This window comes from Citrobacter sp. CK202 (assembly GCF_030333225.1).
Classification (GTDB): Bacteria; Pseudomonadota; Gammaproteobacteria; order Enterobacterales; family Enterobacteriaceae; genus Citrobacter_B; species Citrobacter_B koseri.
Genome location: NZ_JAOWGI010000029.1, coordinates 335,293 through 357,031 on the forward strand (window position 1 = coordinate 335,293; position 21,739 = coordinate 357,031).

At 44.4% G+C, this 21,739-nt stretch carries 26 protein-coding genes and 1 pseudogene; 13 read left to right on the plus strand and 14 right to left on the minus strand.

The genetic code is table 11. From position 1 onward, the window contains the following. The first annotated feature begins 14 nt into the window (after window positions 1–14). Both OGX84_RS21330 and OGX84_RS21335 read left to right on the plus strand, forming a co-directional pair. Window positions 15–260 (plus strand): AcrVA2 family anti-CRISPR protein, encoded by a 246-nt coding sequence (locus OGX84_RS21330; RefSeq protein WP_134863651.1) that lies wholly within the window; start codon window positions 15–17, stop codon window positions 258–260. 3 nt (window positions 261–263) lie between these two features. Beyond that, window positions 264–674 (plus strand): hypothetical protein, encoded by a 411-nt coding sequence (locus OGX84_RS21335; protein ID WP_012135090.1) that lies wholly within the window; start codon window positions 264–266, stop codon window positions 672–674. Between the two features lie 152 nt (window positions 675–826). Here the strand turns inward: OGX84_RS21335 and OGX84_RS21340 are convergent, their stop codons facing one another. After that, window positions 827–1,588, minus strand: a complete 762-nt coding sequence (locus tag OGX84_RS21340; protein WP_024130942.1) for a lipoprotein YafT — start codon at window positions 1,586–1,588, stop codon at window positions 827–829. Window positions 1,589–1,744: 156 nt separating this feature from the next. On the opposite strand from OGX84_RS21340, the gene OGX84_RS21345 reads away from it, so the two are divergent. The 3 genes from OGX84_RS21345 to OGX84_RS21355 all read left to right on the plus strand — a co-directional run bounded on the left by OGX84_RS21345 (window position 1,745) and on the right by OGX84_RS21355 (window position 2,590). Next, window positions 1,745–1,903: an AlpA family phage regulatory protein gene (locus OGX84_RS21345; RefSeq protein ID WP_012135086.1), complete on the plus strand. Its 159-nt coding sequence runs from the start codon at window positions 1,745–1,747 to the stop codon at window positions 1,901–1,903. A 65-nt stretch (window positions 1,904–1,968) separates the two neighbouring features. Continuing rightward, window positions 1,969–2,190, plus strand: a complete 222-nt coding sequence (locus OGX84_RS21350) for a hypothetical protein (RefSeq protein WP_012135085.1) — start codon at window positions 1,969–1,971, stop codon at window positions 2,188–2,190. Between the two features lie 28 nt (window positions 2,191–2,218). Next, complete coding sequence (locus tag OGX84_RS21355; protein ID WP_012135084.1) at window positions 2,219–2,590, plus strand: hypothetical protein; 372 nt, start codon at window positions 2,219–2,221, stop codon at window positions 2,588–2,590. Here OGX84_RS21355 and OGX84_RS21360 read toward each other — a convergent pair. Together OGX84_RS21360 and OGX84_RS21365 are read right to left on the minus strand one after the other, a co-directional pair. After that, window positions 2,494–3,185 (minus strand): annotated as a pseudogene (locus OGX84_RS21360) (transposase); the annotation flags it as partial. The gene OGX84_RS21355 and the pseudogene OGX84_RS21360 sit on opposite strands and share 97 nt — an antisense overlap. 58 nt (window positions 3,186–3,243) lie before the next feature. After that, window positions 3,244–3,582, minus strand: a complete 339-nt coding sequence (locus OGX84_RS21365) for an Arm DNA-binding domain-containing protein (protein WP_024130940.1) — start codon at window positions 3,580–3,582, stop codon at window positions 3,244–3,246. Window positions 3,583–4,315: 733 nt separating this feature from the next. On the opposite strand from OGX84_RS21365, the gene OGX84_RS21370 reads away from it, so the two are divergent. Both OGX84_RS21370 and OGX84_RS21375 read left to right on the plus strand, forming a co-directional pair. Continuing rightward, complete coding sequence (locus OGX84_RS21370) at window positions 4,316–5,293, plus strand: HrgA protein (RefSeq protein WP_286458376.1); 978 nt, start codon at window positions 4,316–4,318, stop codon at window positions 5,291–5,293. 58 nt (window positions 5,294–5,351) lie between these two features. Then, window positions 5,352–6,335 carry a 5'-nucleotidase gene (locus OGX84_RS21375; protein ID WP_286458377.1) on the plus strand — a complete coding sequence of 328 codons (984 nt, stop codon included), beginning with the start codon at window positions 5,352–5,354 and terminating at the stop codon, window positions 6,333–6,335. A 229-nt stretch (window positions 6,336–6,564) separates the two neighbouring features. Here OGX84_RS21375 and OGX84_RS21380 read toward each other — a convergent pair whose 3' ends face one another. After that, entirely contained in the window at window positions 6,565–7,821 is a 1,257-nt protein-coding gene (locus tag OGX84_RS21380; RefSeq protein ID WP_286458378.1) for a site-specific DNA-methyltransferase, read from the minus strand. 71 nt (window positions 7,822–7,892) lie between these two features. Between OGX84_RS21380 and OGX84_RS21385 the strand changes: the two genes are divergently transcribed. After that, window positions 7,893–8,543 carry a KpnI family restriction enzyme N-terminal domain-containing protein gene (locus OGX84_RS21385; protein ID WP_286458379.1) on the plus strand — a complete coding sequence of 217 codons (651 nt, stop codon included), beginning with the start codon at window positions 7,893–7,895 and terminating at the stop codon, window positions 8,541–8,543. A 51-nt stretch (window positions 8,544–8,594) separates the two neighbouring features. Here the strand turns inward: OGX84_RS21385 and OGX84_RS21390 are convergent, their stop codons facing one another. The 9 genes from OGX84_RS21390 to OGX84_RS21430 all read right to left on the minus strand — a co-directional run bounded on the left by OGX84_RS21390 (window position 8,595) and on the right by OGX84_RS21430 (window position 13,121). After that, window positions 8,595–8,906, minus strand: coding sequence for a hypothetical protein (locus tag OGX84_RS21390; RefSeq protein WP_286458381.1), 312 nt, complete (start codon window positions 8,904–8,906; stop codon window positions 8,595–8,597). Between the two features lie 58 nt (window positions 8,907–8,964). Then, window positions 8,965–9,678, minus strand: a complete 714-nt coding sequence (locus tag OGX84_RS21395; protein ID WP_286458383.1) for a helix-turn-helix transcriptional regulator — start codon at window positions 9,676–9,678, stop codon at window positions 8,965–8,967. A gap of 104 nt (window positions 9,679–9,782) precedes the next feature. Continuing rightward, window positions 9,783–10,532, minus strand: coding sequence for a YaaW family protein (locus OGX84_RS21400; RefSeq protein ID WP_045371317.1), 750 nt, complete (start codon window positions 10,530–10,532; stop codon window positions 9,783–9,785). 136 nt (window positions 10,533–10,668) lie between these two features. After that, window positions 10,669–11,052, minus strand: a complete 384-nt coding sequence (locus tag OGX84_RS21405; protein WP_057071823.1) for a hypothetical protein — start codon at window positions 11,050–11,052, stop codon at window positions 10,669–10,671. A gap of 76 nt (window positions 11,053–11,128) precedes the next feature. After that, window positions 11,129–11,368, minus strand: a complete 240-nt coding sequence (locus tag OGX84_RS21410) for a DeoR family transcriptional regulator (RefSeq protein WP_072059255.1) — start codon at window positions 11,366–11,368, stop codon at window positions 11,129–11,131. After that, window positions 11,347–11,811 (minus strand): lecithin retinol acyltransferase family protein, encoded by a 465-nt coding sequence (locus OGX84_RS21415; RefSeq protein ID WP_221661572.1) that lies wholly within the window; start codon window positions 11,809–11,811, stop codon window positions 11,347–11,349. The genes OGX84_RS21410 and OGX84_RS21415 overlap by 22 nt, the downstream gene beginning before the upstream one ends. A gap of 58 nt (window positions 11,812–11,869) precedes the next feature. Further along, the gene (locus tag OGX84_RS21420; RefSeq protein ID WP_286458385.1) at window positions 11,870–12,298 is read right to left on the minus strand and encodes a DUF2787 family protein; all 429 of its coding nucleotides are present in this window, start codon (window positions 12,296–12,298) and stop codon (window positions 11,870–11,872) included. Between the two features lie 45 nt (window positions 12,299–12,343). Next, on the minus strand, window positions 12,344–12,775 hold the full coding sequence (locus tag OGX84_RS21425) for a hypothetical protein (RefSeq protein WP_221661570.1): 432 nt from the start codon (window positions 12,773–12,775) through the stop codon (window positions 12,344–12,346). Next, window positions 12,768–13,121 carry a hypothetical protein gene (locus tag OGX84_RS21430; protein ID WP_023892870.1) on the minus strand — a complete coding sequence of 118 codons (354 nt, stop codon included), beginning with the start codon at window positions 13,119–13,121 and terminating at the stop codon, window positions 12,768–12,770. Before OGX84_RS21430 ends, OGX84_RS21425 begins: the two co-directional genes overlap by 8 nt. 495 nt (window positions 13,122–13,616) lie before the next feature. On the opposite strand from OGX84_RS21430, the gene OGX84_RS21435 reads away from it, so the two are divergent. From OGX84_RS21435 to OGX84_RS21445, 3 genes are all read left to right on the plus strand, one after another. Then, window positions 13,617–15,029, plus strand: coding sequence for a site-specific integrase (locus OGX84_RS21435; RefSeq protein WP_233132210.1), 1,413 nt, complete (start codon window positions 13,617–13,619; stop codon window positions 15,027–15,029). A gap of 85 nt (window positions 15,030–15,114) precedes the next feature. Further along, the gene (locus OGX84_RS21440) at window positions 15,115–17,028 is read left to right on the plus strand and encodes a DUF927 domain-containing protein (protein WP_286458386.1); all 1,914 of its coding nucleotides are present in this window, start codon (window positions 15,115–15,117) and stop codon (window positions 17,026–17,028) included. 49 nt (window positions 17,029–17,077) lie between these two features. After that, window positions 17,078–17,434 carry an Arm DNA-binding domain-containing protein gene (locus tag OGX84_RS21445; protein ID WP_097298229.1) on the plus strand — a complete coding sequence of 119 codons (357 nt, stop codon included), beginning with the start codon at window positions 17,078–17,080 and terminating at the stop codon, window positions 17,432–17,434. 55 nt (window positions 17,435–17,489) lie between these two features. Here OGX84_RS21445 and OGX84_RS21450 read toward each other — a convergent pair whose 3' ends face one another. Next, window positions 17,490–18,674, minus strand: a complete 1,185-nt coding sequence (locus tag OGX84_RS21450; RefSeq protein ID WP_221661568.1) for a tyrosine-type recombinase/integrase — start codon at window positions 18,672–18,674, stop codon at window positions 17,490–17,492. Window positions 18,675–19,235: 561 nt separating this feature from the next. Here OGX84_RS21450 and OGX84_RS21455 point away from each other — a divergent pair. Together OGX84_RS21455 and OGX84_RS21460 are read left to right on the plus strand one after the other, a co-directional pair. After that, a complete protein-coding gene (locus tag OGX84_RS21455) occupies window positions 19,236–20,768 on the plus strand; it encodes an AAA family ATPase (RefSeq protein ID WP_286458387.1) in 1,533 nt (510 codons plus the stop codon). Continuing rightward, a complete protein-coding gene (locus OGX84_RS21460) occupies window positions 20,765–21,607 on the plus strand; it encodes an HNH endonuclease (protein WP_072052121.1) in 843 nt (280 codons plus the stop codon). The genes OGX84_RS21455 and OGX84_RS21460 overlap by 4 nt, the downstream gene beginning before the upstream one ends. Window positions 21,608–21,739: the final 132 nt, after the last annotated feature.

Sequence of the window (21,739 nt, forward strand, 5' to 3'; positions counted from 1 at the left end):
GGACAATGTTGTTTATGGGTAAACAACGTAGTCAGTTCACCAGAGAAATGTGGCGGTATATACAAAAACGCCAGGTGCTGGGTACCTGGCGATATAGCAAAGGGATTTACTCTGTTCATCCGGCACTGCTGAATGCCCTGACAGAAACCTCCATCACTGACTCGCTGCCGATGGATGTGTTTTTGCAGCTTCCGGAATGGTGTATTTACGTCAGAACACCGGGGATGATTATGGACGGGGAACCGTTGTATGGATTCTGATCTATGGTCAGTCAGGATATTAAGAATGGCAGAAATCTTTATCTGCTTCTGAACGGGCAGAACGGTATACGGACTGAATTATTTGCCCTTAAAACCGGTTCCATCAAAGCTTTCCAGGAAAAGATGTTCAGTGACGGCCAGGGCAGTAGCGGTATGACGCCTGACGTTATTGAATCGCTGAAAAAATCCGGTTACATCAACGATTATCTAAAAAGAAAGTCGGACTATATCAGCAAATTATTGTCAATTTTGCTGTTTATTTGTTCTGGCGAGCCTGAAATTGACAGTGAGTGTCAACCTGTTACGTACCCGACTTGCTCAAAACTGGTGAAAACTAAAAAGGGATTCAGACTTTTTCCGGCGAATGGCCCCGGTACTGGACTGTCGGTGAGAATACGGAGCGGCATTCGATGATGCTGCGGTCAGTGCTGTGAGTGGGCGGCAGGTTCGTGCCCATTTGCGGAGTGGACGCTGGCATGGCTTCTGGTCTGGAAAAAGAGATGGCTCAGAGAACAGGAAATTTTGCCGCCACAAATTATTGGCGGCAGGCGAAGTGAAGGTGTTAATTACTGATAGCGGTTTGCCAGGTCTTTAATCACTGTGGCAAAGGTTTTTTGCTTTAACTGAGCGATCTGCTGTTCTGTGATCGGTGTTCTTCCGGTGAGTGGCTGGAGAATATTATCTTCGTAGTTAACAGGAGACCAGGTTGCCCATTCTCCCGTCGCCACATCCACGAGGGCGAAACGCACCAGGTAGCGCAACGAGACTGAATCAGACAACGTTTCGTTTCGGAAATCCGACCAGACAGTGGTTTTTGTCGCAGTATTATATTTCCCCAGTTGTAGCGTATCCCAGTAAACAATGATCGCTTTTTGTTGTCCTTTTGCCGCAATATAACGTAGGGCCTGCATATAATTCATATTTTCGCTGTTGACGGCTTCTCCTTCTTCGTTTTTCATCTTATTACAGGAAATAGCTTTTTGCCTGTCGGGGATACCTGAAAATGTTGATATCCGGTAATAGCGATTCATTTCTTGCTGCATGATCATTTCTGGTGCACGATTGCCAGACTGGACCAGAATGACGGCAGAGTTCAGCGGGACGCTGAATTTCTCATCATCCAGTGCGGCCTGGATATCTTCTTCTGAAACGGCAAGCGTGGTCTCGTTGCCGAAGATATCTTTATCTGTTAACTGGTTGGGAGTATTTTTACTGATGCCACTCTCCGTTCTGGGTAGGGCTTTTTTATTTGCATCAATTGGGGAGTGGATACAGGCACTCAATAAAAATATTGCGGCGCATAAACATATCATTGAACAGATTTTCATATATTTTCCTGAAAATGGATGTTAGATGTGGATGTAATTATAAAGCTCTGGTTGTTGTTATGACTATATCCTATTGTTGATAATTTTAGGAGAATTGTTTTTATATTCATGAATCAAATGAAATGATCTAATTTGATATTTTCTGTTTATTTTTGATTGGTTTCTCATCGATTCCTGCGATTGCGACAGGTTCTGGATAAAATCGGTCTCAAGCGTTCTCAGGTTTACGCCTACATGAAAACGGGACATTTCCTCAAATCCGTCAGGATTGGGCCTGCCAGTGTGGTCTGGCTTGAATCGGAGATTGATGATTAGATTAATGCGAAAATAAACAGTCGCTGACCGTCTTTCTGTTACTCACTGACTTATTCAGGATCATAATGATGAACATTGATCAGGGCATACTCATGCCTGTTGCACTGGATCAACTGTGGGCATTTGATTTAAATCCTCGTATTACCTGTAATCCGAATTACGATGAAATTAAAGAGTCGATTCGCCATCGTGGGCTGGAACATCCACCGCAGATCACCCAGCGTCCGGGAGAGCTGTTTTATATTATCGCCAACGGTGGAAATATCCGTCTTTCAGAGTATCAATAAAGGGTGTTCGAAAAATGAAACTGTAAAAATGCTGACTCTTCGTTCCAGTACCGAAAAATTCTGGGATAAAGCCTGCCAAGAATTACCATCGCCCGTTGAACGTAACCTGCCGTTATTTGATGATATTTTCGTGATGGCGCTGATATCGTTTAATGGCCCGACAACGGGATTCTCACAGGAGCATATTCAGGATGAACTGACCGACCTGAGCAGCCAGACGCTGAATATTGACTATAACACGGTTGTACTGGTGACAGATGCCCGCGCACAAAAGCGCACCTCAATACTCGGTATCTACGTCCTGATATCGCAACTCCAGACTCGATTTGCTTGCGTCGGTGTGAACTGCCGTTTCAGCAAGTTCGGGGAGGCAGATGTTTCTTCCCCGACGTTTCGGTAGGGATGTTTCCCTGGTTGGCGGCTCTCCAGACCACATTCTTGCATCAACCTACGAGCCAGCCAACGTCCCACGTTATAACCGGAGCGACGCATTAGCAGACTCAGGGTTCGATTTCCGGCTGACCCCCGGCTCTGTTGATGTAACTCCCGCAAACGGCTTCTCAGATGCAGTCGGCTTATATCGACCGACCGCTTTAGCGATGCATAGTAAACGCTACGCGTTATTTTCAGCAGACGACACAACTCAATCACCGGCCATTTTGCTTTCAGCCGTGTGATTAATGCATAGATTTGACGGGTATTTCGCTCATCAACACGGCTGCCTGCTTTAGTATTTCTTTTTCCATTTCTGGTCTCTTAATTCGCGCCCTCAGTGACTGGATTTCACGTTGCTCGGACGTCAGAGCAGGATTATCCGGCGTCACGTCACTCACTTCGGCCTAATACTGACGTATCCATTTACGTAATTGGCTGGGGTCTGGTTCAAGAGTATGAGCGACCTCAACAGCAGACTGTTGATATTTAACAACCTGTTCAATCGCTTCGAGCTTAAATTCGGGAGAAAAACGGCGTTTGGTTTGTTTACGTTGGGTCATTATTCGCTTACCTCAATTTACTGTTGTTACAATTAACAGGCTATTGAGGTGTCCGGAATTACTGAGCCACTACAAGTCTCAGGCAATCGGTATGCCACAGGGTGGCGATATACTGAAACGTCAGAGATTCATCAACAATGATTTTTTCAGACCGACACTGTTGTGAAGGATTTAAACCTGATTTTAGTATCCGTTTAGTGGCATTGCGTTTTTCGCGGGCAAGGGCGGGTGAGGTTTCGGGATAAGAACCGAGTGGCACTCTTGATTCTTTTCCCTCAAAACGATATTTGAGATACCAGATAAGGGAACCGGGAAGATACAAATCGAGCGTGTTAACGAGCTTGTAGGGTTTATCAGAGGGTTTTGCACTGCGGACTTGTTTATCGGTTAATGCCATTTGGGGGGGCATTCCTTTATCGAACCAGGTTGACCACCAAAAGCCCCAGATACAGACAGATAAATAGATATCCGCTGGGAAGAGTTTTCCGCTAACTTATTGAACCCGCTACATATAGAGATTCATAGAAACGCGCAAAACAAGCAAGAAAGTGGTGCCCGGACTCGGAATCGAACCAAGGACACGGGGATTTTCAATCCCTTCAAAAAAGACCAAATGCTCTATCAGCACTAACAGTTTTTTACTGGTTTGCCTTGAGAAAAATGTTTAAGTTTTCTGCAATATGATGTAAGCAATGCTTAAATACGGTGTTTCGAAACTACCATAATCCTACCATCAAATTGCCTTGGTTTAAGATGGCCCATCTTCGTATCCCAGTTCTATCAACTATATTGCATTAGGTGAGAGAACTTCATAATGAGCAAGCTAAAGCAATCAGCTCTTCAGAGATATCTGGGCTGATTCTGGTTGTTATGAGCTGCAACAGCTGACGTCCTCAGGTTAAGGTTTACTAAGATAAGTTTGTTTTCTTCGAAAGCTCTTGATGTTTCATGACATGGGCTAGATCGTGAACATATTGAAAGTTCGAGATAGTCACGGTAAACCTCACTTAAAGCAATTACAGTAACTAAGGTTACTACTATGTGGAGCAATTTTGATATAGTTGGAGAGAATAAAGAAGAGTTCTGTTGTTCCAGGCTCTTGGTCTCGTTGAAGCACAAAAGGATAGGGTGTGAACAAAATAAAAGCTGACTCAGATTTTCTTGTTAGTCATAAAATTAAAACATTGATTGGTATGACTTTGTTCGTACTTAAGGCAAGCCCTAATGTTCCGTTTACCGCCAGGCAGTTGGCAATCAAAGTTTGCGAAAGCTTTCCTGAATACGCAGAAAAGAAACTTGCTTCATCAGAACATCTTTCGAGTGTTGAAGACCTAATCTCCCAGGTAGCGGCAGAGATAGGCGCCCAAAGACCTTCGCTGGTTAAGAGAAATGCTCATATTAATGTGACGGCAGGAAAACCTAGAAAGTATCTTTGGTCAGATGATGAGGCAAAGGGCATACAATTAAATAAAGATATCTTTGTCACGGATGATGCTGACGTTTCTGATCCCCATGGCGAATTTTATTCTGAGCATGAATTATATCCTCTTCTAAGCGAGTATACTTCGAGTTCATTAAACGTGCTTGTTCGTCGTGTAGATGAAAAGAAATCCAAAAAGGGAGCCTTCAAGAGTAATAAGTGGGTACATCCAGATGTTATAGGGGTCCAGGATATTGGTCATAATTGGTCGTCCTTGACTAAGGATGCGGTTTCAATTCTTGGTGGTAAACGTGCTTTTCTTTGGTCTTTTGAAGTAAAAAAATCTTTAGTTATTTCGAACGTTAGAGAGGCATACTTTCAGACCGTTTCTAACTCATCATGGTCTCACTATGGTTATCTTGTAGCTGCAAGCATTGAGAATAACTGTATTGATGAGTTAACTGTTCTGAATTCGGCACATGGTATTGGCGTTATCCTCCTCGATGTACATAATCCGTCTGAAAGTCAGATTCTTCTTCAAGCAAAAGAAAAAATAAGTTTAGATTGGCAAACTATTAATCGCCTTATTGAATTGAACTCAGACTTTAAAGAATATATTGATTTGATAAACCAATTCTCATTAAATAAAAAACTTAAAATAAACGAATGGGGTATTGAGGATGAGTAGATATTTATCTTTAATTTGATTTTTGAATTTTAACCAATAAAGAATTCAGGAGATATATATGGCATATGATTTGACTAACACATTGGTTATTGGTATCAGTTCAACAGCACTTTTTGATATGCAGGAGTCAGATAATCTATTTAAGGAGTTCTGTTCCAAAGAGCCAGAAAAAGCAATTGAACAATACAGAGACTACATGCTTTTGCATGAGGATGATGAATTGCTTTCTGGAACTGGATTGCCTTTAGTAGAGGCTTTATTGGGGCTAAATAAGTATAAAAAAGAATCTGACAAATCTCCTTTAGTTGAAGTGGTGGTTATGTCGAGAAATAGCCCTGATACTGGGCTTATGGTTCTGAATAATATAAGAAGAAAAGGTGTGAACATAACAAGATCTGTATTCACTGGTGGAGAAACAGTGGTTGATTATCTCGAGGCTTTCAATGTTGATCTTTTTCTTACCACCAGCATTGATGATGCTCAACGTGTTATAGACTCTAACGCTTGTGCTGTTGCTATTTTAAAAGAGCCACCTAAAGAATCGATAAAATATCCGCAAGATCAGGTAAGAATTGCTTTTGATGGTGACGCTGTTTTATTCGATGAGTCCAGTGAGATTGTTTATAAAACGAAAGGTATACAGAGTTTCCATGCACAAGAAAATGCTAGGCAAAATGAACCATTAGCGGAAGGGCCTTATGCAATGTTACTAAAGAAAATAGCGAGATTGCAAGACCGTTTACCTGCTAGAGTGGATTATTCACCTGTAAGAATTGCTCTTGTAACAGCAAGAAATAGTCCATCTGAACTCCGAGTTATAAAAACATTGAGAGCTTGGGGGATAAATGTTGATGAGGCATTCTTTCTCGGTGGAGTAGAGAAAACAAAAATACTAAAAGCTTTCAATCCTCATATATTTTTTGATGATCAAGATGTTCATCTTGAACCAGCATCCGTCTTTGTCCCTTCAGGGCGAGTACCATATGCATCACGCTCTCCTCTATATCAGCAAATATTATCAATCAAGCCAGCTTTAAAGTGACATCTATGGAAATGGATCTTTTCGCCCCAATGGTTTGGGGCTTATATCACCTCGTAAGGCATCTTCAACCAGTATTTTTAATATGTAAGAAAATATCATTGAATACACAGTTTTTCTATTTGAAGCACATTTTTGAAAATGTTCTATTTCTACTCAAACAAAATACAGTTGATAAATACTTGCAACGTTAAATTACTATCCTTATTTTCGTGATAAGGATAGTAAAGTATTAATCAATAATAAAATAATTGAAATCAGGATCTGAGTTTTTAATATATTTAAGTCTGTATTCTGTGATTTCAGCCATATTCGCAAAACCATGAATGTTGGCAATATGAGAATCATCTATAGAATGTTTATGTTCTACAAGAATGACGTTTCGTTTAGAGTTTCTCTCTACATTGAGCTCATAGCAGGCGGCTCCAGTTGTGCCTGTTCCTGCGAAAAAATCTAGGACTAGAGCATTTTCTTCACAACAAAAATCAATAATATCTTTTATAAGATTTAATGGCTTTGGTGTTTCGAATATTTTTTCACCATAAACCTTTTTTATTTCTTGAGTTGCTTTATCATTCAGATAATTTACATCGTCTAAAATGCTTCTAATTTTTATTCTTTTACCAGTACTATTATAGTTTTTTACGTATATAACTCCTTTTGGGGAGGCGTATAGTTTCCAGCTTTCTTTTTCAGCCTTTTCTTTACCCCACAACCAACGACGATGAATGCCTTTCGAATCAATAGGAAATACTTCTTTCATTTCTGATGATTGTTTTGTCGTTGATACACTTCCATCAGGTGAATAATATAATGGGTAAAACATATTAGGACGGTCTTCCTTTTTACTTGCATCTCCTTTTTTTCTGAAAAGCCCGTCTATTTTATATTCTCCGTATGTATCTCGCTTATCATACTTTGCTGTGTCATTCTCTTCCAGGCCAATTAATTTTGCTTTTTTTGTTTTGCCATAGATGAGTAAATACTCATGATTAACAGCCACGTTTGATTTACTACCTTTACCATTTTTACTTCTGCATATTACAAGTGTAGATATATAGTTTTCCTCGCCAAAAATATTATCCATCAACATTTTAAGGTGAGCATATTCATAGTCATCAATACTAATACTGATTATTGCTTCATCTTTCATCAAAAGTTTTGCGGCAAGCAATCTTGGAAGCATAAATGCCAACCAATCATGGTGTTTACCCCAAATATTATGTGATTTAGATTTTCTTTTATCGTTATATACAAAGCTATTTCCGGTATTGTAGGGCGGATCAATGTAACATAAATCTACTTCTAAGCCATCAGTAGCGAGCATATTGAGAAGTGCAACTAAATTATCTTCCTTGACAAGAACGTATTGATTTTGCAGGATCTGGGAATAGTAGTTGCTAAGGCTAGGTGACTGGATCTCATTGACTGAGATTTTCAGATCATTAGATAATTCAATGAGTTGCTTACGGAATTCTTTGGTTCGCATATCGTAATTTGGGTTACTGAATCAATGTAGTAAGTAATAGTATCATGCTTCAGACTATAACTAGAGTGCATATGAAATCAAACTACCAAACAGCAGAAATAACTAGAATTTACGAGCAGAGAAGCATAATAGCTCGGATTGAGGCTTTTTTTCTTGATAACGTAGGGAGAATTGCTACCACAGCGCAGATCAAAGAAGTTGCAAAGGATCCTGTTAGTGGAATAATCCCGGAAAACTGGCATCAACGGTTATCAGAATTAAGAACACACAGAGGTTACACAATACTAACGAACCGCGATAGAAAATTTTTATCTGTTGGCGAGTATTTAATGGAATCTGCTGATAAAAGGGACGTTGCAGGAAATCGTATCGCCCCTACACCTGAAACTTGGTCTAGAATCTTAATGCGTGCTGGTAATTGTTGTGAATGGCGTGATGGAGGGAATATATGTGGTTTGCATGACGGTGACATAGATCCAGTTGGTGGTGGAACTGTAAGATTGACAGCTGATCATATGACTCCTCATTCAATTAATCCTAATGCAGATCCTAACGACCCTGCTGCTTGGCAGGCATTATGTGGTCGACATCAAGTAATAAAAAAGAATTATTGGGACTCCTCTTCGGGGAAGCTAAATATTGAGGCAATTCTTCAAGCCACGCCAAGGTCAGGTAAGGAGAAAGCTTTCGATTTTTTAAAAAAATATTTTGGCGAAGAATAGTCTCATCCGCCTACATAAATTCTATGTGGGCGGTTATATAAAATTCAAATGCTAATTTACACATCTGAATAGCTGACGGCTCGGTTTGTGTTTTTCGTTCGGGTAGACTCGCATTGCGGATGCACAAAGTGATGAAACCTGTCTTGCTATGTTTTTACCAAAGTTAACAAGAAGACCGTGCTTTATCTTCTCACCATCTGTTCTGACTTTGATGATAAAACTGAACTGATAAATGCTTATGTCCGTTAGGTCATTGCCAAACGTTACGCTGGCGGCTCTGTTTATTTCAATTTCATAATCTCTCAGGTCAGTGTTAAGTCTTGCTGTTGCATCTACAAGTGCGTATTCTTTATCGATAATCATTACTTTCTCACTTATCATGTTAATGTGATTTAATCATTACTAATAATATGTTGTGATTTTAATTGCGATTATTCGGTTGTTTTGCCCCGTAATCCATTATCTGATGAATAATGTTCATGTGGGGTAACGCTTCCATAAAGTCAGACTGTTCAATCAGCGAAATGAGCGCGTTATCGATTTCAAACGTTGTATCCGGCAATACCTCAACCAGCCTGATTCGGGACAGAGAGAGAACGAACACGCACGATAAAGCACACCCGGCAAGATACCACTCTGCATGGCTGCAAAGCAGGCGATAGGGATGAACGGTATGGCTGACGTTTTCGTCGGTTCTGATGCGCACCTGCGTCTGGTTAAGTATGGCGAGCGTCAGTCTGCTGAAATCACCGAATAGTGTGGGTTTCTGGCGCGGTTCTGGTAGCATAATCCTGTAGGGTGAAGGGTGCTCCCCGTCAATCAGAAGGCTCAGCAGCTTGGCGTCCATCGCGGGTAACAGACGGTCAAGATGCAGCAACCTCGCCAGTATCTTCATATCCCGTTCCGTGCGGCGGCGAAAGTAATGCGAAGCAAGCTGATACACGCCGTTGCTCTGTTCAATATCAAGGTACGTCAGACGGACGTTAAAATCCCTTCTCAGCGTTCGCGTTGTCACCCCGAATTCTTCTGCCAGCGTCCCGATATGCAGCTTTTCACCCTGAAATAAACGGCTCAGGATGATGGAAAGGCGGGTTGCCAGTCTGTCATGTTCGTTTTCTTGTGTTATCAGCGTCATACATCGTTCCCGAATTTTGCCGGGAAATGATGCCAGCAGTAGCGGACAGGATTTGTCCGCCCTCTGAAGTTTTTTTTAAAGCCTGAAAATCTTAAATGTAAGTGCTAAACGTCAGTATTCTCAGGTGAATACAGATGCTTCTGGCGCATGTAGGCAATAAAGATGCAGGATGGGATCGTGACCCGGTATGCGGGACCGGCTAAATCTATCAGCAGCCAGAGAGAACTCAGCACCCAGCCCACGGGACCTGCAAATGCGCCCATGGTCCGCGTCAGCATGGCATTTCCTGCGAACGTCAGCCCTCTGCCTAGCAGGGCTTTCGCCACGCCATTTGTGACCACAAGCGCCATCTGATAGGCCGCAAACCCGGATGTTTTTATTCCCGCCTGGATTGCCATGGTCAGCAGCTCCGGCGTGGGATTGCTGTAGCCCGTCTGCAACTCTTCCGCCACGGTCTTTAACTGGTCAGGCGTCATCTTCTCAAGACTTTTCTCAAGGATCTTCATCAGCAGATTCATTTCAATCGTCTCGACGCTGGATTTGCTGTTGTAGTTCACCTTCATTTTATCGCAGGCATCGGTAAGAATTTCCCGGTACAGCACCCCTTTACCCCAGCGGAGCAGCGTGGCGAAGCTGTTTGCACCAAACGTCTGAACCTCGGCGGCAATGGCATCCCAGTAGCGCGGATGGTTGGGCTTGTGTTTTTTATACTGAGGATCGTAAGTCAGCGTTTCCGTAATACGTGCCAGTCCGTCTTTCGGATCGCAGATAAGCACAGAAACCAGTAAATCCAGATCGTCACGATGACAGTGGCGCAGAAACTCAAGGTCAGGGTCGTGTCGGTAGGTAGCCATATTTCACCTCATAGCGGATATTGGACCTGACAGTTTAAGGATGTCCCCGGACAGGGCGTGTCCGGCTGAAAAAGAAAAAAGTAAAAAAAAAACCTGCCCGAAAGCAGGTTTCTGTTCACCGGATATCGCGTACCGGTTACTTTTTACGCCATTCCTTTTCCACTTTATTCGCGAAGGCATCGCACTGCCGCGCATATTCCGGGTTATAAAGCAGCTCCGACTGCGAAAGCTGCATGGCGGTCATGCTGCCATTACGGGCATTTGATTCGAGCCAGGTTCTGCCATAGGTTTTGTTCATCACCTGGAGCACCCGGTTGAATACCGGTCCGTTGAAGCGGGCATTGAGATTGACGCCTTTTACCTGAAGGCCGCTGTCACTGGTCTGGGTCAGGCGGGTGGAGTACATCGCACAGAAGGTCGAGTTGCTTATCATCTGAGCATCAGCCTGCTCGTCGGCGAACGCGCTGTGGCTGAAGGCTGAAAGCAGAATGGTGGCGGTTAACAGTTTAGAAATTTTCATCATGTTCCCTTATGGATTGAAAAGCGGAGACAGCCTGCCATACGGGGTGGTCAGGAGATGTCCGGCAGAGAAAAAATCAGGGTTTTAGTGAGGGGGCCAGTCGCCAGCGGTGAGGGCCAGCGGATTCCAGCACAAAGGCCAGATGAGTGAGGTCCCGTCTTGCCGTACGGGGAGAGACGTCAAATCGTCGGGTGATATAGCGAACAGATATTGTCTGACCGTAAAACAGCACCATGGTCAGACGGATAAGCCGTTCTCCCTGTCCGGTAGCGTGTTGCCTGCGACGATTAACGTTCATCGTTGCCATACGCGCCATCGGTCCCCTTTCTGAAATCTATCGAGGTGTCTGGCAAGCCAGATATCAGGGCACGAATCGCCGGTAACGCAGCGGGCAGTAAACCGGTGGCAGTTAAAGTCGAGCAGGCTGTAGGGATAGTGCTGACCCACTGCCGCCTTTGCCCGTTCAGCGGCCCGCGCACAACCCTGAGGCGTCAAATCCATACAGTCGGTATACACCGAGATAGCGGAGTTCCAGCCATCGAGCCGGTCAAGAAACCCTTTAGCCTTACTTTTGATAACGATGCCGTCACCGTCAAGATGAACAATATCGCCGTTACCCACATAGATACCGCTGTGTGCGGCAAGGCCAAAAAGCAGTTCGCACTGCACGATACCACCGTAAGCCGGTTCATCGACGCAGGAGAGAATGCAGTTATCGATAAATGAATCCACGAAGTTCAGCAGCAGAAGCCGGTACATAACATTCAGTTCCTTACTACGGGGGAGAGGGGGGATGCGGGGGAAACGTTGTGAACACTCAGCTTTCCCACAACGTACGGACCGTGAAAGCCCCCATATCGTGGTAAGCCATAAAGTTACTTTCCCATAGCGACCAGAACTCACGGGCGTCGACATGAGAGATATCGCCACAACGGGAAAGCCACGTGTATTGTTGCGTCCAGCTCACATCGACATCTTTTTCAAGCTCAGGCCATGGATGCCCTGCATAGTGAAAATCGGTGACGTAATCGAGCTGCCAGTCTTCTCCGGCAGGAATGAGGCGTATTTCGACCGGATGCCAGCCACCTGTTTCCGGTGAGTATTCAGGGTCACGAAAGTTAATGGTTAATCCGGTGATAGGGTGACGATGGGGCGGTTTTTGCGCGACGATATCCAGAAGCATTTGGGTGAACGACCGGGAGAGCGGCAGCACATAGCCGCCCTGCAATATAGCGGGTGATGACATAGTGAATTTCCTTTTTAAGGGGTATGGAACACAGAAAAAACGGGGTTAGTCCTGGCTGAGCGTAGCAAGCTGCGTCATACGATGCGGCCAGTCGGCATAACAACGGTGCATAAAGAGCCTGCTGCTGTCCGCCTCGATAAGACAGATATCCGGACTTCTCAGTACGGCGGCAAGAAACCCGGCGTTGTTGGTGCTGCCCTGACCAAACAGCGGTCGAAACACGCGGGACGGAAAGCTGTCCTGCTGCCGTTCAAGAATGGCGTGAATCGCATCAAGCGCTATCCATTCACGGGAGAACAGCCCCCCTTCGCCATTGGCGGTTAAGCGCAGGGCAAGGCTGCCGGTATCACCCTCCTTACCCAGCTCATACGTCAGCAGCCCCTTACTGTGGGGGCTGATTTTCTCGGCTTCACCACTGTAGAACACGGTATAGCTTTCGGTGACGGCGGCTTCGGTAGCGATTTTTTTCTTACTCATGGTTCAGAGCCTCAATCAGATTCTGTAGCTCAGTGATAATGGTCGTGCCCGGGAACACCAGATAGATACCCTGACCGTTATCGCAGACGATACCGAGCAGGAGATACCAGCCATCATCAAGTGCGGTGACGTATTCCGGGTTAGCCAGAGCGACTGCCAGCAGCGGGTCTTCGGGGAGAGTGTCGTTGTGGTTGAGATGCCAGAGCAGGGTTCCCGTTTCGTTCCAGAAAGCGGTAAAGAGGTTGATATCATCGACGGGGCCGAGGATTTCATTGTTCAGGGCCGCCAGTGCGGTGGCGGGCAAGTTGAGAAGGGGAAGACTGGTAGGGGTCGTGAGTTTAAACATGATTATCTCCATAATGAATTGATTTACATGGAAATAATATGTGCATAAAAAGAGGTTTTTTACGGTCATAGTCGTTGGTGTGGGTGAGCTTTGTGAATGTACAAAATCAAAGCACACCGCAGGTGTGAAATGTGACGAGCGTCACAATAATAAAAAATGAATAGAGTGTGATTTTGATTATGGAAAGGTTGATTCACCCTTAAGTTTGGCTGCATATTGTCAAAACCATTACTTTAATCTATTGATTTGAAAGTATTAATTTTAAATACCTTATGAGGTCGTTTTTCAGGCGAAAATCGGTGAGGTGTATCACCATTTTCTTATTTCAGAGCCTCAAAAGTTGACTTACTTTGGGCGACGCATCCGGAACACAATTTTTTTATATGGTTTAACGCTATTTTCCCTTTTCCCTGGGCAGGAGTACTCCTGATGAATCATCATGGTCTTTCTGACTTGAGTATTAAATGTCAATGGGCATGTAAGAGCTGATTTTTCATGGGCTTGAAAGTGATGTCACGAATAAATAAGCTTATCCCATTGTTGGCCGACATATTAACTTACTCATTATCATCTGAATTTTCAGAGGACCATGTACATATTATGGATGTTAATTACCCTTTAAATAAAATAACGCAAGCGCTGGATGAAAAGAGCATCGCTGCTGCTCATAAAAATTCCTTCAATGTAGATGCGGAGATTCATGGATATTCCGACCATGGAGTATCTAATGCTATAGAATATTCAGAGGTTGCACCTAAAAATACTGGAGGTGTTTTTACTAAAGCCTTTCTTGATGAATATAAAATCCGTGCAGTACAAACTGGCCGGACTATCGAAGCCAGCGATACAAAATGTACCGGGCTTAAGGCTATATTCCACTCATCCGGACGCATTAAGTTTATTGTCCGCAAAAGTATTCGTGGAAAGAATGTTTACGTTGCCATAGGAAGTTACCCTGAATTTTCCATTAATAACGCAAGGGAGCATGCCTTTAAAATAATTCAGGAGCTTAAGGCTTCCGTTGAGACTTATGGTGAGCGTTTTCTTACGCACAGCAAAATAACGTTTAATGAACTTGTGGAACAGTATGTGAAATGCGTACTTAGCACGGGCGTTAAGCGTTCAGCTAACACCGACCTTTCTAAGATCCGTAAATACCTGCGCCCTCTTCTCGGTGACAAAAAGCTGGCAGGTATGACGGAGGCAGATATTCTGAGCTATCTGCATAATCTCGATCTCAAGCCTGCCACCCGCAACCGCCATCTGGCGCTCATTAAAGCGGTGTTTACCTGGGCTATACGCATGGGATACATCAGCCGCTCTCCGGCGCTTTATATCAAAGCGCTGCCTGAAGTGACGTCAGATCGCCGTGCCATGGATGACTCCCAGCTTCAGCGCTGGATGGACGTCTGTGAGCGCTGGCGTAATGGTAAACCCGATCATGAAGCCCTTGCTCTTCTCATGTTCCTTGCCCTGACGGGGCTGCGTCTGGGGGAAACCCGTCACCTTCGTCTTGAAGATGTGGACTGGAGCCGCAAGGTTATCACCCTTCGCCATACCAAAAACGGCAAACTACGCCGTGTACCGGTATGTGATAAGGCTTTCGTTCTTCTGACAGAACAGCGTCAGCATCTGGGTGATGAAGGCTGGGTATTTCCGGGCAAGGGAACCGACAATCCGGTTGCTGAGCCACGTCGCCTGCAAAAACGACTTTGTGAGGCTGCGGGTATTCCACCGTTCACCATCCATGAGATGCGTCATACCTTTGCGACAAAGCTCATCGAGAGCGGGGCAGACATTCATACCGTCAAAGACTTACTGGGTCACAGCACAATCAAAGTAACAGAACTTTACTTGCACGCCTCCCCGGCACGTTATCACGAAGTTGTTAACCGGGCGATGGGGTAACAACCTTCACTCAACGGGATGGTTTTTAACTATGGTTCTGATGCTATCCGTTTTCTGACGGTGGCGTAATTTGATGGTAATACACATGAATAAAAAAGTGACAACTAATGTTCCTAAGGTTTCCGGGATTAAGCGTATTCGCGCTTTTGCTGATCGCGATAAAAATTTCACCAAAATGTCGGAGGCAATTATCAGGCGTGCTGAAAACACTGAAGTCGGTGAAGATGATATCGCTTCACTCGGTATTAGTGATGGGCTGCCACGGCATTATGTGAATACAGCTGATGGCCTTTTCTACATCGGTGGACAGAAACCAGTGCTGGTTTGCGGTACGCCAGTTGTGCCTGTCGCCCTGTTTTGTGGGAAAGATAAGGAGTCCAGTCTTGGTATCAGCCTGATGACCGGTAACGGACTGGGTAAGTATGTTAAGGCCCAGGTGCGCTTTGAGGATATTGTCCAGAGCGGTGCTCAGGTAGTAGGCAAACTGGCAGATCGTGGATTTTGGGTTGGCTCCTCTCCACAGCAGTTTGCCCTTTTTGACCGTTTTCTTCAGCGCTGCCGGAGTTTACCGCTGCCTGTCTATCTGATGGCAGATGCGATGGGATTCGTTTCGGAGGATATGGCTTTTTTACATGGTTATGAGCCCGTAGTGACCTCTCTGAGCGGGTTTGATTATCTGCTACCGGGATTCCGCGTGCGTCCCGGACTGCACATAGGCGGGGCTCTGGAGGAGTGGATTAACCTCATCCGGGAAAATGTCCATGGCTGGGCGCAGACCTTTGCGCTGAGTGCGTCCTTTGCTTCGATGCTTCTGGTTCCTGCCGGTATGGATGTGGGCATGTTTCATTTTCACGGCGTATCCACCACCGGTAAAACGCTTCTCCTGATGCTGGCTGCATCGATCCATGGCGATGGCAGCGAGCCGGGCAGTGGGGGGAATGTAAATATTATTCGCTGGAATACCACGCCTAACGCGATGGAGCGCCTTCTCGCTGACTATTCCGGTCTGGTCGCCTGCGTCGATGAACTGGGTGCGAGTAATCATAAGCAACTTTCCTCACTGCTTTACAACATTACGTCAGGTACGGCAAAAGAGCGCCTGAACCGTGGCCTGACGGCAGATGAGCCGTTTAAATGGCGCATGTTTATTCTCTCCACCGGGGAGATGTCAATCTCCGAAAAGCTGGCTGAACAGAAAGCCGTGTTACAGGGAGGGCAGGAGCACAGGGCCATCAGTATGGAACTGTTGCCTGAGGATGCTCAAAAACCGGATGAACCGGTATCAGAAACACGTGCCCGTGCAGATGCACTGAAGACGGGGCTGGCAGAGGCTTATGGTCATGCCGGGCCTGCATTTATCGGCAAGCTGTTATCCGAAAAAAATGCGGCTGATACTCTTCGCACCTACGCAGAGTTTTCATCCTGGCTCCAGGAACAGACAGATGATTGCTGTAACGCACTGGAAGAGGCCCTGAGGGATGAGGGGCGTGATATTACCCGCGTTCAGCGGCGCGGACTGAAAAGATTTGCGCTGGTATGGCTGGCAGGAGAGAAGGCGCTGAAATATGGCCTTTTACCTTTCGAAAGCGATGCGGTGGCTGAATCCGTTATGTCCGCTGCACGACGCTGGCTGGATGATAACCAGAATCAGTATAACCCGGTGCGTAACATGCTGGAGGAGCTTCAGCTGACGCTGGTGACAAAAAGCAGCAGGCACTTTATCACCCTGCGTGACGAACATGCCCGATGCCCGGGAGATATGTGGGGATTCGTCCATTACAAAACCGGCGACTTCCTGATTTATGAATCGGTGTTTGAAAAGCTCTGTTCTGAAAAGGGACTTAAGACCGTTGATGTGGCCAGACCGTTAGAGCGTTCCGGTTATCTGCTTGGCGAAAGTGCCGGACACTATAAAAAAAGAGCGCTGAAGACGATGGCGCAGTCTTACTACCAGGTCAAAAAAGCGTTTCTGAAATGCAATGTGATGACCGAATTTTAACCCTGAATAAAACCATTTTGACTGAATAACAACGAATAGAAGGTGATGTATGATTTTTGAATCAGACCAGTACTATGACGGTTTTCCTCACGCTATCAGCAGCGAAAATGAAGAAAAAACCTCATTCAATGATTACGCTCTGGTTAACACACTGGCGGAGTGCCTTTATCACGGCATTTCTCGTGAAATCTTCGATGGCAGCGAGCCTGCGCTCCGGGCCGTCATTGCCAACGGTGAGATTAAATTCCTGGCTCGTTATACGCTTAGAGGGGCCTGCTATTATGAACCCCTCGGCAGGTTCCCTCGTATGTCTATTAAAGACGCGCGCGAGTGTGCTCGTGAACTCTATAACAGATATGATGATAATCGTGTGCCGGATGAAGAATATGGGGCCATCCCGTTCTGACTGATGGCTGAACAGTAAAAAAAAAGCAGGGGCACTTGCCTCTGCTTTTCTGTTATCACAAGGACGGTAGCTGAGCCGTTATCCTTTCCGCCAGTAACTGACTGGTGTTTTGTAAGCGCTGAGGGTGAAGATGCGCATAACGTTGTGAAGACTGACTGCTGCGGTGCCCCAGTTGAGCCTGAACGTCATACAGTGTTCCGCCGTAGGACACGATGAGGGCGGCAACCGAATGGCGGCAGGTATGAATACACACTTCCTGGTCGAAAATTCCCGCCCGACGAACGATACGCTGAAAGGCTTTAACGGGGTTATTCAGCGGCATTCCTTGTTTTTTACCGATAAACAACCACGGATTTCCACGCTGTGTTGGCAGCGTTCTGATTACGTCCATCGCCAGTGAGTTAAGATGAACAATCCGCCCATAGCCATTCTTGGTTTCCGGGAGCCACAGAGTGTGTTTAACCGGGTCAACATGCTCCCACTTTGCCAGACGCAGCTCATCGCGGCGAAGGCCGGTCAATAACAGCAGTTTGACATAGCGGGCAGCTACGGGGCTGGTATCGTTATCGGCGGAGAGAAAAATACGACGAATTTCGTCCTCGGTGAAATAGCGCTGTCGGGCGTTGTTCTCCCTGAGAAGCTGTACAACTCTTGCCGGATGGACAGAAGTGATGCTTTGCCTTCCGGCCCAGGTAAATACCGCTTTAATCAGTACGATGACACGATTACAGGTTGCTGCTGATAATGAAGTGCTTAACGTCTGCTGGAGGCGGAGAATGCTGGCAGGTGTGATATCGCTAAGCAGCATCTGACCAATGGCGGGACGGATATGATCCCGGTAGCGCTGGAAATCCTTGCCCCAGCTACGTTTAGCAGACTTTGCCCAAACCAGATAATGCTGGTTAAAGAGTTCATCAAATGTCATCTCTTGTCTCTTGTTTTCGCGTTCCTGCTTAGGGTCAGTTCCGGTGGCAAGTGAGCGTTTATGTTCCATGGCAATCTTACGGGCTAAGGTGACATCCACCTCAGGCCAGCGACCAATAGCGATGGCACGTTTTCTTCCATGGTAGAGGTAGCGGAGCAAAAACTTTTTACGTCCTTCTCCTTTGCTGACCAGACATTTCAGGCCAGAAATCTCGGTGTCGCTGTATTCGGCATCGGTGCTGCGTGAATCTGATGTGTTAGGGGGCAGGGATTTAATGAGCTGGTTAGTAAAACGGAAGCGTTTCGGACTGGACATATTACCTCCTGTGACTGGTGTAAAGAACGTCAGGGTTGACCCATCCCCGGCACGGCGTTGTTAATCGCTGAGATGACTTTCTGGCGTGGCGAAAGGAATGCTGTTGCCACATGAGATGAATGAAGACGAGAAATGCAGTAAGAATAAGCTCTACGGTCCAGTTCTGGTCTGAAGGGGAAGATACAATCTGGGATGGAGTTCACAGAAATAATATGTGTTTCAGTCTGGGACAATTACATGCCATAAGGGCCAAGATCATTGCGCGTATATGTTGGGTCTCACAGTCGACCATGTGCAAGAAACGGACTTTGCAATCTTCCTATGATCTAGCCCTCTAGTCTTAACAGATAACTCTGGTAGGGTTTAGGTCAACCATAGGATGAGAATTACCTTTTTGGTCATTGCAACTAATGCCAATATGTTATTGAATATACGGGTAAATTGAAACGATTTTGTCAAAATTTTCTGGCAAAATAGTAAGGTTTTTTGAGGTGACTTAGCTTAAATTACTCTGAATATATAGAGGCGAGCTTTTATCAACCATGAGTGAGTGGGGTGAAGATGAGATTCAAGGTGCTGCCTGCGGGAAATAAGCCCTCTATTGAACAACCTAACTGTGCCTATTTAATCATTGATAATTGGGATGACTGGTTTGAATTTTCAACAATGTATACATTGATTTATATAGACAAAAATAAAGAGAAAATTACTATTGGTTCTACTAAAATCGGCCAGATTAATATGGCCAAAGGTCAAAGCAGACCAAGTATTCCCGAAACTTTCGAAAAACTAGATGGTGATTTTTTCTCTGTTGGCCAGGATGACAGTTTTTACGAGGTGTTAAACGAACTCGGAGAAAATATCCGAAATGAAATATTATCCTCCCTTAATGACATTGCTTTAAGTGAGGATATCTATAATAAAGCAATAAATGAGCGAGTCACTAGTATATCTCTTCTGCGATCCATTAGTCACACATCTATTAAGGGACAGTTCCGCAGACTTGCGAACGGAGGTGCTCGACTTTCAAAATATACATTTGCTTATAAGTCACCGATAATGAAAGGCTCTAACTCTGACCGCATTCATTTAAGTTTCGACGTAATACCAGAGAGTAATCCTCCAACAAATATTCATGTACTAATCGGTCGGAATGGTGTTGGGAAAACGCACTTAATAAATAATATGATTAGTTCATTGATTGATGAAAAAACAAGCCCAGCAAAAGTTGGGGAGTTTTCATCTAAAGATCAGTTAGCTGGTGAGCTTTTCTCTAATGTAGTATCAGTTACATTTAGTGCTTTTGATGAAACAGAACCTTTATCTGAAAAGAAAGACAAATCTACAGGCATTCAGTTTTCATACGTAGGACTTAAAAGAGTAAAAAAAGGTGATGAGAAAAACCTTCCTCCCAAAAGTCCTGTGATATTAAAAAATGAATTTGTGAAAAGTATGCTTTCTTGTAGAGCTGGAGGGAAAATTGAACGTTGGAAAAGGGCTGTGGATAAACTGGAGTCAGACCCAGTATTTGCTGATATTAATATAGCATCAATATTAAATAAGCAGGATGAAAATGAGTTCAAAGATATAGCTGGGAGAGTATTTAAAAATTTGAGTTCCGGACATAAGATTGTATTGCTAACTATCACTAGGCTTGTCGAGTCAATGGAAGAAAGAAGCTTGGTTTTTCTAGATGAACCAGAAGCTCATCTCCATCCACCATTATTATCAGCTTTCATAAGGTCTCTCTCTGATTTGTTAATTAACAGGAATGCAGTATCTATAATAGCTACCCATTCTCCAGTAGTTCTCCAGGAAGTTCCCCGAAGCTGCACTTGGAAGTTATGGCGTAGTGGATATTTGTCTAAAGTAGAAAGATTAGAAACTGAATCATTTGGTGAAAATGTGGGAATACTTACTAGGGAAGTATTTGGACTGGAAAATACCGACTCAGGATTCCATAATCTTCTTAATGATGCTGTAAATAAATTCGATAGTTATGATTTGGCTGTACAACATTTTGATGGACAGCTAGGAATTGAAGCTAGAGGTATTTTGCGGGCTTTATTTTCAATTAAGAGAAACCGATTATGAAGAAACTTTTAAAGCCGAATGATAGTGCGTTAGATGTATTTCAAGTATGCATTGATCGAGTTCGTGATGAAGATTTAAAAAGAAGACTTATTGCCTGCTCTCAGGAAATACAAGATTCCTCTATAGAGTTTGATGCAAAAGCTTCAAATGCACAATTACATACGATTTTGCCAAAAGATAATATTGCCACCGTTGTTACAGCTAACGAAATGAAGGCTGTGTACACAAATAGGATGGCTAAAAAATTAGCCCCAGGGCGTATCTTTTATGATAAGTTAATGTCACTTCCAGATCATGGAAGATGCCCCCTCTGTTCTCAAAGAGTGGTCTCAACATTAGATCATCACTTGCCTAAAGCACATTTTCCATCGTTGGCTGTTTCACCTTTTAATCTTATACCAGCATGTCAAGACTGTAATAAAACAAAGAGCGAAGATATCCCAAGTTGCTCGGAAGAAGAAACTTTGCATCCATACTACGATGATGTAGAAGCATTTGTTTGGGTTAAGGCAAGAATACGGGAATCTATTCCTGTAGTGATTGATTTTTATGTTGATCCACCTGAAGAGTGCCCTCCAATTTTAGCCGAAAGAATGAAGTATCACTTTAAAGCGTTTAGGTTGGCTACTCTTTATGCATCACACGCAGCTGAAGAGCTGGCAAGCATTGAGTATATTGCAAAAAAGGTTCATGATGAAAGTGGTAGTGTAGAGTTAAAAAAATATCTGGCAGAAACTGCAGCAGGAAAACAATCAGTAAGCTTAAACTCTTGGCAATCCGCACTCTATAGCTGCCTCTCAGAAAATGAGTGGTTCTGTGAGGTTAGATTTAGGTTGTAGAAAAGGTTTTCAGCCAATATCAGCGAGAAATTATATGATGAATTACTATTTTTCTGGCGATAATTGTGTCAAGTCAATTTTTCGCTCATAGCAGCCCCAGACCTCACGGCACTGCAGGAGGTCCGCTCCGTG